This is a genomic window from Streptomyces sp. NPDC041940, assembly GCF_055589465.1.
Genome location: NZ_JBVJBP010000001.1, coordinates 880162 through 895367 on the forward strand (window position 1 = coordinate 880162; position 15206 = coordinate 895367).

General features: G+C 70.1%; 13 protein-coding genes. 7 read left to right on the plus strand and 6 right to left on the minus strand.

Going from position 1 to position 15206, the window contains the following annotated elements; genetic code table 11:
• Positions 1 to 247 precede the first annotated feature (247 nt).
• The 6 genes from ACZ6I3_RS03840 to ACZ6I3_RS03865 all read left to right on the plus strand — a co-directional run bounded on the left by ACZ6I3_RS03840 (position 248) and on the right by ACZ6I3_RS03865 (position 8624).
• Positions 248 to 1120, plus strand: a complete 873-nt coding sequence (locus ACZ6I3_RS03840; protein WP_469411380.1) for an MHYT domain-containing protein — start codon at positions 248 to 250, stop codon at positions 1118 to 1120.
• 40 nt (positions 1121 to 1160) lie between these two features.
• Positions 1161 to 3308, plus strand: a complete 2148-nt coding sequence (gene uvrB / locus ACZ6I3_RS03845) for an excinuclease ABC subunit UvrB (RefSeq protein WP_469411381.1) — start codon at positions 1161 to 1163, stop codon at positions 3306 to 3308.
• Between the two features lie 139 nt (positions 3309 to 3447).
• Positions 3448 to 4026 carry a TerD family protein gene (locus ACZ6I3_RS03850; protein ID WP_215122167.1) on the plus strand — a complete coding sequence of 193 codons (579 nt, stop codon included), beginning with the start codon at positions 3448 to 3450 and terminating at the stop codon, positions 4024 to 4026.
• 76 nt (positions 4027 to 4102) lie between these two features.
• Positions 4103 to 6118 (plus strand): TerD family protein, encoded by a 2016-nt coding sequence (locus ACZ6I3_RS03855; RefSeq protein WP_469411383.1) that lies wholly within the window; start codon positions 4103 to 4105, stop codon positions 6116 to 6118.
• Positions 6119 to 6348: 230 nt separating this feature from the next.
• Positions 6349 to 7350, plus strand: a complete 1002-nt coding sequence (locus ACZ6I3_RS03860) for a TerC/Alx family metal homeostasis membrane protein (protein ID WP_469411385.1) — start codon at positions 6349 to 6351, stop codon at positions 7348 to 7350.
• Positions 7351 to 7523: 173 nt separating this feature from the next.
• The gene (locus tag ACZ6I3_RS03865; RefSeq protein WP_469411387.1) at positions 7524 to 8624 is read left to right on the plus strand and encodes a calcium:cation antiporter; all 1101 of its coding nucleotides are present in this window, start codon (positions 7524 to 7526) and stop codon (positions 8622 to 8624) included.
• Here ACZ6I3_RS03865 and ACZ6I3_RS03870 read toward each other — a convergent pair.
• Together ACZ6I3_RS03870 and ACZ6I3_RS03875 are read right to left on the minus strand one after the other, a co-directional pair.
• Positions 8614 to 9912 carry an MFS transporter gene (locus ACZ6I3_RS03870; RefSeq protein WP_469411388.1) on the minus strand — a complete coding sequence of 433 codons (1299 nt, stop codon included), beginning with the start codon at positions 9910 to 9912 and terminating at the stop codon, positions 8614 to 8616. The two genes, ACZ6I3_RS03865 and ACZ6I3_RS03870, sit on opposite strands and share 11 nt — an antisense overlap.
• Positions 9913 to 10005: 93 nt before the next feature.
• Complete coding sequence (locus ACZ6I3_RS03875) at positions 10006 to 11052, minus strand: S66 family peptidase (RefSeq protein ID WP_469411390.1); 1047 nt, start codon at positions 11050 to 11052, stop codon at positions 10006 to 10008.
• 103 nt (positions 11053 to 11155) lie between these two features.
• On the opposite strand from ACZ6I3_RS03875, the gene aroQ reads away from it, so the two are divergent.
• Complete coding sequence (gene aroQ, locus ACZ6I3_RS03880) at positions 11156 to 11629, plus strand: type II 3-dehydroquinate dehydratase (RefSeq protein ID WP_469411391.1); 474 nt, start codon at positions 11156 to 11158, stop codon at positions 11627 to 11629.
• An 85-nt stretch (positions 11630 to 11714) separates the two neighbouring features.
• On the opposite strand, the gene ACZ6I3_RS03885 is transcribed toward aroQ, so the two are convergent.
• From ACZ6I3_RS03885 to ACZ6I3_RS03900, 4 genes are all read right to left on the minus strand, one after another.
• Positions 11715 to 12467 (minus strand): amino acid ABC transporter ATP-binding protein, encoded by a 753-nt coding sequence (locus ACZ6I3_RS03885; RefSeq protein WP_469411392.1) that lies wholly within the window; start codon positions 12465 to 12467, stop codon positions 11715 to 11717.
• Positions 12464 to 13366 carry an amino acid ABC transporter permease gene (locus ACZ6I3_RS03890; RefSeq protein ID WP_469411394.1) on the minus strand — a complete coding sequence of 301 codons (903 nt, stop codon included), beginning with the start codon at positions 13364 to 13366 and terminating at the stop codon, positions 12464 to 12466. Before ACZ6I3_RS03890 ends, ACZ6I3_RS03885 begins: the two co-directional genes overlap by 4 nt.
• Positions 13363 to 14235: an ABC transporter substrate-binding protein gene (locus ACZ6I3_RS03895; protein ID WP_469411395.1), complete on the minus strand. Its 873-nt coding sequence runs from the start codon at positions 14233 to 14235 to the stop codon at positions 13363 to 13365. The genes ACZ6I3_RS03890 and ACZ6I3_RS03895 overlap by 4 nt, the downstream gene beginning before the upstream one ends.
• Positions 14236 to 14514: 279 nt before the next feature.
• Positions 14515 to 15171 (minus strand): MBL fold metallo-hydrolase, encoded by a 657-nt coding sequence (locus ACZ6I3_RS03900; RefSeq protein ID WP_469411397.1) that lies wholly within the window; start codon positions 15169 to 15171, stop codon positions 14515 to 14517.
• Positions 15172 to 15206 lie beyond the last annotated feature (35 nt).

Sequence of the window (15206 nt, forward strand, 5' to 3'; positions counted from 1 at the left end):
AGATCAACTGTGACAGCAGAGGGTCAACGCGAGAGGGGTGCAGGATGGCCACAGGTTGAACGCAGATCACCCAACTCCGGTCACTGGTGCCGCACAACTGAGGCAAGGCCGTGTTTCTTTGCCGGAAAGTCGTTCGACCATTCCGGTGGGGGTCATACTCTCTGCGTCAACCCTGACCGCTCGTGCGGTCCTGGGAGGGGGCACATCAGGAGTTCCGGGACGCAAAGGGCGGGAAGGACAGCCGCGCATGCAGGGCACGGTCGACGGATTCAGCTACGGCCTGGTCACACCCCTGGTGGCCTACCTCATGGCCTGCCTCGGCGGCGCCCTGGGGCTGCGGTGCACCACCAGATCCATGCTCGTCGCCCAGTCGTGGCGCCCCGGCTGGCTCGCCCTCGGCTCGGCCGCCATCGGCTCCGGGATATGGACCATGCACTTCGTCGCGATGATGGGGTTCACGGTCCAGGAGACCCCGATCCACTACGACAAGGCGATGACCTTCGCGAGCCTCGCCGTGGCGATCGTCATGGTCGGCGTGGGGGTCTTCATCGTGGGCTACAAGGGCGCCCGGGGAACGGCCCTCTTCACCGGAGGCACCATCACCGGTCTGGGCATAGCGTCGATGCACTACCTCGGCATGGCCAGCATGCGCCTGGACGGGAAGCTGGAGTACAACACCTTCACCGTCGGCATCTCCGTCGCGATCGCCATGTGCGCCGCCACCGCCGCGCTGTGGGCGGCCGGCCAGGTCAGGGGATTCCTCTGGAGCGTGGGTGCCAGCCTCGTCATGGGGCTCGCCGTCAGCGGCATGCACTACACCGGCATGGCCGCCCTCGACGTCCACCTCCACGGCACCTCCGCACCCACCTCGGGAGAGTCGCCCGCGGCCCTGCTCGCGCCCATGCTGATCGGCCCGCTCGCCTTCCTCCTGCTCGCCGGTGTCGTGGTGATGTTCGACCCGCTGATGGTCATGGGGAAGCCCGCCGTCGCCCCCGTCGAGCACAAGCCCGGCATCCCCGCCCACTCCCACGGTGCCGTCCACCACTCCGCGCACGGCATGCGGTTCCGCCCCCGCCGTCCCGTGGAGCACAGCCGCTCCCGAACCCCGCAGAAGCGCTGATCGGAGCCCGTTGTCAGTGCGGGGTCGTACGGTGGATTCCATGCGGCCCGTTTCCCAGATCGAACGCACGGTGGCGCCCTTCGAGGTCGTCAGCCCCTACCAGCCGAACGGCGACCAGCCGACGGCCATCGCCGATCTCGCCCGGCGCGTCCAGGCAGGCGAGAAGGACGTCGTCCTGCTCGGCGCGACCGGCACCGGCAAGTCCGCCACCACCGCGTGGATGATCGAGAAGCTTCAGCGCCCCACACTCGTGATGGCGCCGAACAAGACGCTGGCCGCCCAGCTGGCGAACGAGTTCCGCGAGCTGCTCCCGAACAACGCCGTCGAGTACTTCGTCTCGTACTACGACTACTACCAGCCCGAGGCGTACGTCCCGCAGTCGGACACCTACATCGAGAAGGACTCCTCGATCAACGAGGAGGTCGAGCGCCTGCGCCACTCCGCGACCAACTCGCTGCTCACCCGCCGCGACGTCGTGGTGGTCGCCTCGGTCTCCTGCATCTACGGCCTCGGTACGCCGCAGGAGTACGTGGACCGCATGGTCCCCCTCAAGGTCGGCGACGAGTTCGACCGGGACGAGCTGCTGCGCCGCTTCGTGGACATCCAGTACACGCGCAACGACATGGCCTTCACCCGCGGCACCTTCCGCGTCCGCGGCGACACCATCGAGATCTTCCCGGTCTACGAGGAGCTGGCCGTCCGCATCGAGATGTTCGGCGACGAGATCGAGGCGCTGTCCACCCTCCACCCGCTCACCGGCGAGATCATCAGCGACGACCAGCAGCTGTACGTCTTCCCGGCCTCCCACTACGTCGCGGGGCCCGAGCGCCTGGAGCGGGCGGTCAACGACATCGAGAAGGAGCTGGGCGAGCGCCTCGCGGAACTGGAGAAGCAGGGCAAGCTCCTGGAGGCCCAGCGCCTCAGGATGCGCACCACGTACGACATCGAGATGCTCCGCCAGATCGGCTCCTGCTCCGGCGTCGAGAACTACTCGATGCACTTCGACGGCCGCCTGCCCGGCTCCCCGCCCAACACCCTGCTGGACTACTTCCCGGACGACTTCCTCCTCGTCATCGACGAGTCGCACGTCACGGTGCCCCAGATCGGCGCCATGTACGAGGGCGACGCCTCCCGCAAGCGCACCCTCGTCGACCACGGCTTCCGGCTGCCCTCCGCCCTGGACAACCGCCCCCTGAAGTGGGAGGAGTTCCAGGAGCGCATCGACCAGACGGTCTATCTCTCGGCGACCCCCGGAAAGTACGAGCTCTCCCGCGGGGACGGCGTCGTCGAGCAGATCATCCGCCCCACCGGCCTGGTCGACCCGGAAGTCGTCGTCAAGCCCACCGAGGGCCAGATCGACGACCTGGTGCACGAGATCCGGACGCGCACCGACAAGGACGAGCGTGTCCTGGTCACCACACTCACCAAGAAGATGGCCGAGGACCTCACGGACTACTTCCTGGAGCTGGGCATCCAGGTGCGCTATCTCCACAGCGACGTCGACACCCTGCGCCGCGTCGAGCTGCTGCGTGAGCTGCGCGCCGGCGAATACGACGTGCTCGTCGGCATCAACCTCCTGAGGGAGGGCCTCGACCTGCCCGAGGTGTCCCTGGTGGCGATCCTGGACGCCGACAAGGAGGGCTTCCTGCGCTCCGGCACCTCCCTGATCCAGACCATCGGCCGTGCCGCGCGCAACGTCTCGGGCCAGGTCCACATGTACGCCGACAAGATCACCCCGGCGATGGAGAAGGCCATCGACGAGACCAACCGGCGCCGGGAGAAGCAGATCGCGTACAACACGGAACAGGGCATCGACCCCCAGCCCCTCCGCAAGAAGATCAACGACATCGTCGCCCAGATCGCCCGCGAGGACATCGACACCGAGCAGCTGCTCGGCTCGGGCTACCGCAAGGGGCGCAAGGACGGCGGGGGCGCCACGGCGCCCGTGCCCTCCCTGGGCGGCAAGGCCGCCGAGGGGGCCAAGCCCGCCAAGGGCAAGGGCAAGGCCAAGGAGACGGTGCCGACCGACCGCCCCGCGGCCGAACTCACCGAGCAGATCGAGGAGCTGACCACGCGCATGCGGGCCGCCGCCGCGGACCTCCAGTTCGAGATCGCGGCCCGGCTGCGCGACGAGGTCTCCGAGATGAAGAAGGAACTGCGCCAGATGAAGGAGGCGGGCCTGGCCTGACGGCGGACCGCGTACGCGCAGTGTTGCAAGACCGACACAAAGCGCCGACCGGGGTACGTCGCTGTCAGTGCCGCTGCGTAGGGTTCGGGTCAACCGCGAATGCGCGGCAACAGGGGACGTTCGAGAGGGGAATCAGCGCGTGACCGTCAACATGACCAAGGGTCAGGCCATCAGTCTGCAGAAGAACGACGGCGGCAGCCTGACCGCGGTGCGGATGGGTCTCGGCTGGCAGGCGGCTCCCCGGCGCGGCCTGTTCGGCTCACGGACGCGCGAGGTCGACCTCGACGCCTCCGCCGTCCTGTTCGCGGACAAGCAGCCGGTCGACGTCGTCTTCTTCCGTCACCTGGTGAGCGACGACGGCTCGGTGCGCCACACCGGCGACAACCTCGTCGGCGGTGTCGGCCAAGGCGGCGACGACGAGGCCATCCTCGTCGACCTCTCCCGCGTCCCGGTCCACATCGACCAGATCGTCTTCACCGTGAACTCCTTCACGGGCCAGACGTTCCAGGAGGTGCAGAACGCGTTCTGCCGCCTGGTCGACGAGACCAACGGCCAGGAGCTCGCCCGCTACACGCTGGCCGGCGGCGGCCAGTACACGGCCCAGATCATGGCGAAGGTGCACCGCTCGGGCTCGGGCTGGTCGATGACGGCCCTGGGCAACCCGGCCAACGGCCGTACCTTCCAGGACCTCATGCCGACGATTCTGCCCGTCCTCTAAGGCACCAGGGGAATCCGCTCGGGGCGGGCCGGCGGGGGCCCACGACTTCACACAACGACACAGGGGGACGAAGGCGATGACGGCCGAGCTGGTGCGGGGGCAGAACCACCCGCTCTCCCAGGCCCGTCTCGAGATCCGGGTCTCGGCCGGCACGCCGATCGTGACCGCGGCCGCGCTCAGCGACGAGACCGGCAGGATCCACGGCGTGGAATGGGTGGCCCACCCGGGTGCCCCCACCCAGCCAGGTCTCGAGGTCTCCCGGCAGGCCGCCGCAGACCATCGCCTCGCGGTGGACCTGGACGCCCTGCCGGAGGCCGTCCACCGTGTCGGAGTGCTGCTCGCCCTGCCCGCCGGTGGGGCGGGCCCGGTCCGCTTCGGCGCCGTCGCCGCCCCGTTCGTCGCCGTCACCGGCCTCGACGGCGGCGAGATCGCCAGCTACACCCTCACCGGCCTGGACACCGAGTCGGCCGTGGTCGCCCTGGAGCTCTACCGCAGGCAGGGCGCCTGGAAGGTGCGCGCCGTCGGCCAGGGCTACGCGGGCGGCCTGGCCGAACTCCTCACCGACCAGGGCCTGCCCCAGGCCCACCAGCTGGCCGGCAGTATCAACGAGGCGGTGGCCCAAGGGCTGGCCCGCTCGGTGCAGGCGCCCCCGCCGCGCACCGCGGACGGCGACCGTTCCCGCCAGACAGCGACCCCGGCCCTCGGCCAGGACCAGGGCGGCACCGCGCCCCAGGGCGCTCCCGGCCCCGTACCGCCCACGTCCCCGTACGGCGGGCAGCCGCCCGGCGTGCCGGGACAGCCCGCGCCGCAGCCGGCGTATCCCGGGACGACGCCCGACCCTCCCGCCGTCACCCAGCCGTCCGTACCGACCGCGGGCAGCCCGATCGACTACAGCCATCCGCGCCGCCAGAACTCCGCTCCGCCCCCGCCTCCGCCCACCGCACCTCCGGCCGCGCCCGGGCAGCCCGCCCAGCCCGTCGCGGGCGACGCGACCGGCTGGTCCATGGAGGAGCGGCTGTACAACCAGGTGTGGGGCATGTTCGAGGACCTGGCCCGCACCACCGCCGCCTACCGCAGCGCCGTCGACTTCGCCGAGTCCCGCATGGACAAGGAGCTCGAGCAGGTCCTGTCCGACCCGCGCAGCCGGATCGGCGGGCAGGGTGACGCCGCGCGCGAGGCGGCCCGTGCCCGGCACGCACAACTCGTCGACCAGGCCAGGGATGCCCTCGACCGGGACATCGCCCAGCTCACGGCCGAGGCCGATGTCGTCGAACCGGCCCTGCCGCCGGCGTACGCCCGCTGGGACAACCCCGTGTGGCACGCCTACCGGCCGCCGATGGAGATCCCCATGGCGCTGCGTCTGGGCGACCTCCATCTCCCCGAGGCCGACGGGATCCGCATCCCGATGCTGGTCCGGCTGCCGCTGGAGCGTGGTCTGTGGATCGACAGCGGTCACACCGGGTCATCCGAGGGTCTTCTCACCGACTCGCACGCCCTGGGGCGTCTCGCCATGGACACGGCGGTCGCGCACGCGGCCCGGCTGCTCGCCGTCTATCCCGCGGGTGAGTTCACCGTCCATGTCATCGACCCGGCCGGCTCGGGGGCGCAGCCGCTGGCACCTCTCGTGCGGAGCGGTGTGCTCGCGGCCCCGCCCGCGCTCGGCGCCGCAGGGGTGGCGGACGTGCTGGGGCGGCTCACCCAGCGGGTCGACCTGGTGCAGATGGCGGTGCGCGGAGGCGCGGCCGACTCGCTGCCGCCCGGCTTCGACACCTCGCAGCAGCTGCTCATCGTCAACGACTTCCCGCACGGCTTCGACGACCGTGCCGTGAACCAGCTGCGCTACCTCGCCGACGAAGGCCCCGCCTTCGGCGTCCACTTGATGATGGTGGCCGACCGCGAGGAGTCCTCCGGATACGGGCCTTTGCTCGACCCGCTGTGGCGTTCGCTGTTGCGATTGACGCCGGTACCCGACGACCACCTCGCCGACCCGTGGGTCGGTCATGCCTGGACCTACGAGCCGTCACTGGTGCCGCCCGGCAGTCAGGTCCTCCAGCAGGTCCTCTCCCAGGTCGCGGCCGCCCGTACCAAGTAGTTGTAAAGCCTCCTGACCTGGGGTTTTGATCTTCCTTTTGCCAAACGCTTTACCTGTTCTTGGTGATTGGGGTACTGTTGACGGCACGGAGGGGAGTACTCCCTGTCTGCTGCGGCGTACCCGTCAATACGGATCAGGCCAGATCCCGGGGCGTCGGCCCATCTTTGGGTGGAAGAGACCTCCGGCAGCGACGACGCTGACATTTGCCGTTAACGACTGCCGGAGGCGCAGTGGATGTTTCCGTGACCCTATGGGTCCTGACTATCGTGGGTCTTGCCGCCCTGATCGCGGTCGACTTCTTCATCGGCCGCAAACCGCACGACGTGTCGATCAAGGAAGCCGGGATCTGGACGGTCGTCTGGATCGTGCTGGCCGCGCTCTTCGGGCTCGGTCTGCTGATGTTCGGCGGCGGCCAGCCCGCCGGTGAGTTCTTCGCGGGGTTCATCACCGAGAAGTCGCTGAGCGTCGACAACCTCTTCGTCTTCGTCCTGATCATGGCGAAGTTCGCGGTGCCTTCGCAGTACCAGCAGCGCGTTCTCCTGATCGGTGTCCTCATAGCCCTGGTCCTGCGGGCCATCTTCATCGCGGCCGGCGCGGCGATCCTCGCCAGTTTCGCGTGGGTGTTCTACATCTTCGGCGCCTTCCTGATCTGGACCGCCTGGAAGCTCATCCAGGAGGCCCGGGCCGACGAGGAGGACGAGGAGTTCGAGGAGAACAAGCTGCTCAAGGCCGTCGAGCGCCGGTTCGGTGTGGCCGACCGCTACCACGGCACCAAGCTGTGGATCCAGGAGAACGGCAAGCGGGTCATGACCCCGATGCTGGTCGTGATGCTCGCGATCGGCTCCACCGACGTGCTGTTCGCCCTCGACTCCATCCCCGCGATCTTCGGCCTGACCCAGGACCCGTACATCGTGTTCACGGCCAACGCGTTCGCCCTGATGGGTCTGCGCCAGCTGTACTTCCTCATCGGCGGCTTGCTGAAGAAGCTGGTCCACCTCAGCTACGGCTTGTCGATCATCCTGGGCTTCATCGGCGTGAAGCTGGTGCTGCACGCCCTGCACGAGTCCGGGGTGCACGTCCCCGAGATCAGCATTCCGGTCTCGCTCGGTGTGATCTGCTCCGTCCTGATCGTCACCACGATCACCAGCCTGCGCGCTTCCAAGAAGCAGGCGGAGGCCGAGGCGGCGCAGGGGCAGAGCGGAAGCGCTCCGAAGGACAGCATCGACGTCTGACCGCGTCGGACGTAGGAACCACCATCACCGGGACCGGTGGTCGGCGCATTGCCGACTGCCGGTCCCGGTTGAAGTTGGTGCAGATCATCGATGCGAGCGAGCTCAAGTAGGCCCCGGCTCGGGCCCCGCGCGACCGGAGTGCGGGGCCCCCGCACCTCTGCGACGATCACTGCATGATCGCTCGGCGCAGGCCGCTCACGGCACAGTGGACGACCCTGGTGCCCGTGCTCGCGGCGGTGCTGCTGGTCTTCACATGGGGGCGCGATCTGCCCGCGGCCGTCGTCGCGCTGGTGACCCTGGTCCTGGCGGGAGCTGTTCTGTCCGCCGTCCACCATGCCGAGGTGGTGGCGCACCGGGTCGGTGAACCGTTCGGCTCCCTCGTTCTCGCCGTCGCCGTCACGATCATCGAGGTCGCCCTCATCGTCACCCTGATGGTCGACGGCGGGGACAAGAGCGCGACACTGGCCCGCGACACGGTCTTCGCAGCCGTGATGATCACCTGCAACGGCATCGTCGGCCTGTGCCTCCTGGTCGCCTCACTGCGGCACGGCACGGCCGTCTTCAACCGCGAGGGCACCGGCGCCGCACTCGCGACCGTGGCGACCCTGGCCACGCTCAGCCTGGTGCTGCCGACGTTCACCACGAGCAAACCGGGCCCGGAGTTCTCCACCGTCCAGCTGACCTTCGCGGCGGTGTCCTCGCTGATCCTGTACGGCCTGTTCGTCGCGACGCAGACCGTGCGGCACCGGGACTACTTCCTGCCGATCACCCGGCAGGGCGACGTGATCACCGCCGAGGAGCACGCCGCGGCGCCGACCGCCCGTACTGCCCTGATCAGCCTGGGACTGCTGGGCCTGGCGCTGATCGGCGTGGTCGGCCTGGCCAAGGGCGTGTCGCCCACCATCGAGTCCGGGGTGGAGGCCGCCGGGCTGCACCAGGCCGTGGTCGGCGTGATCATCGCGCTGCTGGTACTGCTCCCGGAGACCATCGCCGCGCTGCGCTCCGCACGCCGCGACCGTGTGCAGACCAGCCTGAACCTCGCCTTCGGCTCGGCCATGGCCAGCATCGGCCTGACCATCCCCGCCGTCGCGCTCGCGTCCGTGTGGCTGTCCGGCCCGCTGGTGCTCGGCCTCGGCGCCACGCACATGGTGCTGCTCGCCCTGACCGTGGTGGTGGCCTCCCTGACGGTTGTCCCGGGGCGGGCCACACCGCTCCAGGGCGGGGTCCATCTGGTGCTGTTCGCGGCGTACCTGGAGCTGGCTATCAACCCGTAGGCGCCTCGGCCTCCGCCCCGGCCCCAGCCTTCGCCCCCGCCTCCACCGGCACCGGACGCGTCTCCGGCAGCAGCGCGAAGCACCCCAGGCTGACCAGCGCGATCGCCGTCAGATACGCGGCCACGCCCCAGGGCACCCGCCCGCCCTGCTCGGCGAGCGCCGTCGCCACGATCGGCGTGAGAGCGCCCCCGAGGACGCCGCCGAGGTTGTAGCCGACGGCGGCGCCGGTGCAGCGCACCCGTGGCTCGTACAGCTCGGGCAGATACGCGGCGATCACGGCGAACATCGTGATGAACGAGAGCATCGCGCCGAGGAAGCCGAGGAACATCGGCAGCGGCGTTCCGGTGGCGAGGAGCGCGACCATCGGGAACATCCACAGGGCGGCCGCCGCGCACCCGGCCAGGCACATGGGCCGGCGGCCGTAGCGATCCCCGAGCATCGCCACCAGCGGCGTGAGCGCGCCCTTCACGAGCACCGCGCCCATGATGCAGGTCAGCATGACGCTGCGGCTCACCCCGAGCCGTTCCGTCCCGTAGGCGAGGGACCAGGTCGTCACGGCGTAGAAGATCGCGTAGCCGATCGCGAGCGCTCCGCCGGTCAGCAGGAGGAGACGCCAGTGGTCGCGCATGACCTCGGCGATGGGCACGCGCGCGTGGTCGTCGAGTTCGAGGAAGCTGGGGCTCTCGGCGAGCGACGAGCGCAGCCACAGCCCCACGATCGCCAGCACCCCCGCCGCCCAGAAAGGCACCCGCCAGCCCCACGCGGCGAACTGCGCCTCGGACAGCGTCGTCGACAGCCCCAGCACCACACCGTTGGCAAGAAGGAACCCCAGGGCGGGCCCGACCTGCGGGAAGCTCGACCACAGCCCGCGTCGCTCGGCGGGCGCGTGCTCCACCGTCAGCAGCACCGCTCCGCCCCACTCCCCGCCGAGCCCCAGCCCTTGCAGGAAGCGCAGCACCAGGAGCAGCAGGGGAGCGGCCACGCCGATCGTGTCGTAGGTCGGCACACAGCCGACCGCGACCGTGGAGGCGCCGGTGAGCAGCAGGGAGGCGACGAGGACCGGCCGTCGTCCGCGCCGGTCGCCGATGTGCCCGAACAGCACCGACCCGAGCGGCCGCGCCACGAAGCCCACGCCGAAGGTGGCGAAAGCGGCCAGCGTCCCGGCCACCGGCGAGAAGGTCGGGAAGAACAGCGGCCCCAGGATGAGGGCCGCCGCGGTCCCGTAGACGAAGAAGTCGTAGAACTCGATGGCCGTGCCGGCGAGCGAGGCGGCCGCGAGGCGCGGCATGGAGGGTGCCCTTACGGTGCGTACGTCGTGCATGCCGCGTCAACTACCCACGGTGACGGTGGGTTACGGGGGCGCGCGGGGGCTCGGGGGCCCTCAGTAGGTGACCGTGATGCGCCGGGCCGGTCCGTCCACGCGCACGGTGCCCCCGTACGGGATCACCAGTTGCGGATCGGTGTGCCCGAAGTCCACGTCGAAGACGATCGTGGTGTCGGGAGCGTAGGCCCGCATGGCGCGCAGGACCGCCTCACGCTGGTCGGACACGTAACGAGCGGCCTCCTCCGGGGTGTTGGGCCGCTCGAAGGACCAGGTCTTCGGGCGGCCCATCAGCAGGGCCGGGAAGCGCTGGAGCAGCCCCCGCTCGCCCATGTTGCGCAGAGTGCTGAAAACCTCCACGGCGCTCGGCATGTCCTCCGAGGTCTCCAGCAGCAGCACACCGCCGTCGTACTCGGACGGGTCGTGCGCGATCTCGCGGTCGGCCATCAGCAGCCACCCGATGATCTCCAGGCACCCGCCCCAACTGCGGCCCTCCACCACGCGGTCGGCGTTGACCCAGGTCCAGCCGGTCCCGGGCCGGGTCTCCGGCTCGGCGTCGAAGGTCGCCGGATCGGCCCAGTCCCGGTCGACGTCACGCCACCGCCCGGCGGGCCTCAGCTCGTACGGGCCGGAGGTGAACAGGGCCGCCCGCAGGGAGTCGGCGGTCTGCGGGTGCATGGCACCGGGGCGGCCCAGCTCGCACATGACGCTCGCGCCGTGGTAGCCGACGATGCCGCTGTTGCGCAGGAAGGCGAGGAGGTTGGTGTTGTCGCTCATCCCGAGGAACGGCTTCGGGTTCGCCCGGATCAACTCCCGGTCCAGCAGCGGCAGCACGGTGATCTGGTCGTCCCCGCCGATCGACGCGACGACCGCCTTGATGTCCGGGTCGGCGAAGGCGGCGTGGATGTCGCCGGCCCGTTCCCGGGGCGTCGAGCCCATCCTGCGCGTCGCCGGATACTCGACCGGCTCCAGCCCGTACTCCTCGCGCAGCCGCTCCAGCCCCAGCTCGTAGGGGAGCGGGAAGAGCCCCGGCAGGCCGGAGGAAGGGGAGATCACGGCGATACGGTCGCCGGGCGACGGCTTGGGCGGGTAGGAGAGGCTCGTCATGCCGGGAGGCTACGGCCCGGCGCGCTGTCGGCGCACCGTGATAAACCGGGTCCGAGCAGCGGTCCGTCACGGGCCGCCCGACCCTGAACGGACCGGAGGAACCGTGCCCCGCACCCTGGCCAACGCCCCGATCATGATCCTCAACGGCCCCAACCTGAACCTGCTCGGCCAGCGTCAGCCCGAGATCTACGGCTCCGACACGCTCGCCGACGTGGAGGCCCTGTGCGCCAAGGCGGCGGCCGCGCACGGCGGCACGGTCGACTTCCGCCAGTCCAACCACGAGGGCGAGCTGGTGGACTGGATCCACGAGGCGCGGCTGAACCACTGCGGCATCGTGATCAACCCGGGTGCCTACTCGCACACCTCCGTCGCCATCCTGGACGCCCTCAACACCTGTGACGGCATGCCGGTGTTGGAGGTCCACATCTCCAACATCCACAAGCGCGAGTCGTTCCGGCATCACTCCTACGTCTCGCTGCGCGCCGACGGAGTCATCGCGGGCTGCGGAGTCCAGGGCTATGTGTTCGGGGTGGAGCGCGTCGTGGCGCTGGCGGGGGCGGGACTGGCGGACACCTAGACCCTGCCCGCGATGTAAGCCCCGACGGCCACGGCGGGCGCCCCTTACACCCGCCTCGCCCCGACTACACCCGGCCTCGCCCCGACTACAGCCGCCCCGCCTCCACGATCCGCCGCAGGAAGCGCTGTGTGCGCTCCTGCCGCGGTTCCCCGAAGACCTGCGCCGCGGTGCCGCGTTCCAGCACCACGCCGCCCTCCAGGAAGCACACCTGGTCGGCGACCTCCCGTGCGAAGCCCATCTCGTGCGTGGCCAGCACCATGGTCATGCCCTCGTCCTTCAGGTCGCGGACGACGGTGAGGACCTCGCCCACCAGCTCGGGATCGAGGGCGGCGGTGATCTCGTCCAGCAGAAGCAGCCGGGGGCGTACGGCCAGGGCGCGCACGATCGCCGCCCGCTGCTGCTGGCCGCCGCTCAGCCGGTCCGGGTACTCGCCCGCCTTCCCGCCCAGCCCCAGCCGCTCTAGCAGCTCACGCGCGCGTGTCTCGGCCTCGGCGCGGGGCACGCCGTGCACCCGGCGCGGAGCGAGCGTGATGTTCTCCAGGACCGTCATGTGCGGAAAGAGGTTGTACGACTGGAAGACCACGCCGATCCGGCGGCGCACGGCGTCCTGGTCGACGCGCGGGTCGGTGATCTCTTCGTCGTCCAGCCAGATCGCCCCGTCGTCGATCTCCTCCAGCAGGTTCGCGCACCGCAGCAGCGTGGACTTGCCGGAGCCGGAGGCGCCGATCAGCGCGGTGACCGTGTGCGGGGCCACCTCCAGGTCGACGTCCCGCAGGACGACCGAGCCGCCGAAGGTCTTCCGGACGGACTCCATGCGCAGTACGGGCGTCTCGCTCATGTGGTTCCTCCCTGGGCCCGCCGACGGTCCATCCGCGCCGTCACCCAGTCCGTGAAGCGGGTCATCGGAATGGTCAGCGCGACGAAGACCAGCCCCGCGACGATGTACGGCGTGTAGTTGAGGCTGCGTCCGACGATGATGTCGGCGGCCCGTACGGCGTCCACCGCACCGCCGATCGAGACCAGCCCGGTGTCCTTCTGCAGCGACACCAGGTCGTTCAGCAGCGGCGGCACCTGGCGGCGCACCGCCTGCGGCAGTACCACGTGGCGCAGTGCCTGCCGGTTGCTGAGCCCGAGCGAGCGGGCCGCGGCGCGCTGCGAAGGATGCACGGACTCGATGCCGGCGCGGAACACCTCGGCGACGTACGCCGAGTACGTCAGGGTGAGCGCGGTGCCGCCGAGGAGCACCGGGTCGACCGTCACCCCCTGGAGCCGCAGCGCCGGGACGCCGAGGACCACGATCATCAGGTTGATGATGAGCGGCAGCCCCCGGAAGAAGTCCGTGTAGGCGGCGGCCAAGGCGCGCAGCGGGAAGAACACCGGGCCGCGCAGCGTCCGCGCGACGGCGATCAGCATGCCGAGGACGAGCACCGCGGCACCGCAGATCAGCAGCAGCCGGACGTTCAGCCACAGCCCTTCGAGGACCTTCGGGAACGCCTCGCGCGCGTACCCCCAGTCGAAGAAGGTCTCCTTGGTGGGCGGCCAGCCGGGGGCGTTGACGACGACCAGGTAGAGGACCGCTCCGGTGACGAGGGTCGAGAGCGCGCCGATCGCGGTGGCTCGGCGGGCACGGGCGCGCCGGTAGCGCTCACGGTCCAGGCGCCGCTGCGACGGGACGTACCCGTCCGCCGCGTCCTGCTCGCCCGAGTTCTCCGCCGGCTGCGCCTTGTTCAGCGTCACTTGAGCACCGGCGCGTCGACGGCGTCCGACAGCCACCGCTGCTCGAGCTTCGCGAGCGTGCCGTCCTCGCGCAGCGCGTCCACGGCCCGCGACACGCAGGGGGTGAGCGCGCTGCCCTTGTCGAGCACGAGGCCGAACTGCTCCGGCGTACCGCCCTGGTTCTCGAACTGGCCGACGATCGTCGCGTCCGTGATCTCGGCCCCGGTGATGTAGAAGGCCGTCGGCAGGTCCACCACGATGGCGCCGACCTGGCCGTTCTTCAGCGCGGACTTGGCCTGGTCGTTCTTGCCGTAGACGGCCGCCGCCTGCTTCGGCTTCACCACGTCGTCGATGGAGGCGAGGCTGGTGGTGCCGACCTGGGCGCCCAGCTTCACGTCCTTCAGGCCGGCGATGCTCTTCGCCTTCGCGGCCTTGGAGCCCTTCAGCGCGACGACGGCCTGGCGCACGTCGTAGTAGCCGGACGAGAAGTCCACGGCCCTCTTGCGCTCCTCGCTGACGGACACCTGGTTGATGTCGAAGTCGAAGGTCTTCTCGCCGGGCGCGAAAGCCTTGTTGAACGGGACGCTCTGCCAGGCGACCTTGTCCTTGCCGTACCCGAGCCGCTCGGCGACGGCGTACGCGACCGCCGACTCGAAGCCCTTGCCACTCGCGGGGTCGTCATCCTTGAACCAGGGCTCGTAGGCGGGTTCGTCGGTGGCGATGGTCAGCTTGCCCGAGTTCTCGGTGGCCAACTTGCCCTTCTCGCATGTGTCTCCGCCGGACGCCGACGGCCGGTCCGACGCCTCCGGCTGCGGAGCACAGCTCACGGCGGCGGCGAGAAGAACGACGACGGCGGCAGCGCGGCGCAGGGCGCGCGGGGCAGGATGCATGGCGGGAGATTGGCAGCCGACGGACCCGTTTGTCGAGGTCACGGCGACATGTTCCGCATGGTGGGAACGGGTGTTGCAATCTCGTGAACAGCCGGGGCCGCCGGCCGAGGGCGGGGATCGACAGGCCGGCGGCCCATCCGCCCAGGAGCCGTCATCCTGCGCGGGGCTCCCACCAGTTGACCGCGCAACTACGCGCACCGGGAGCGCACGCACGACACCGGCGTGTGTGAAGCGTTCACACGGGGCGCGTGCGCGGCTCACGCGCCCCGACGTGGCACTTCACCATCCGCGAGCGCGCCACTCCGGCAACTGCGGGCGCTCCGTGCCCAGTGTCGTGTCGTTGCCGTGCCCCGGGTAGACCCATGTCTCGTCCGGGAGGACATCGAAGATCCTGGTCTCGACATCGCGGAGCAGGCTGGCGAACGCCTTGGGGTCCTTGTGGGTGTTGCCCACACCGCCGGGGAACAGGCAGTCCCCGGTGAACACATGGGGATGCCCGTGCGGGTCGTCGTAGACGAGGGCGATCGAGCCGGGCGTGTGCCCGACCAGATGGCGCGCGGTGAGTTCCACGCGCCCCACCCGGATGGTGTCGCCGTCGTCGACCAGCACGTCGGTCCCTACGGGGATGCCGTCGGCGTCGTCCCGGCCCGCGTACGTACGGGCGCCGGTGGCCGCCACGACCTCGGCGAGCGCCTGCCAGTGGTCGCCGTGCTGGTGGGTCGTGACGACGGACGCGATGCCGTCGCCACCGATCATGCCGAGCAATGTGTGCGCCTCGTTCGCGGCGTCGATCAGCAACTGCTCGTCCGTGGCCCGGCAGCGCAGCAGATAGGCGTTGTTGTTCATCGGACCGACCGCGATCTTGGTGATCATCAGGTCCTTGAGCTCGTGCACGTCGGCAGGCCCGCCGACCGTCACCTCTCCGCTGTACGTCATGTCCGCCAGCCTATAGCGGGGGAGTGGCCCTGGTC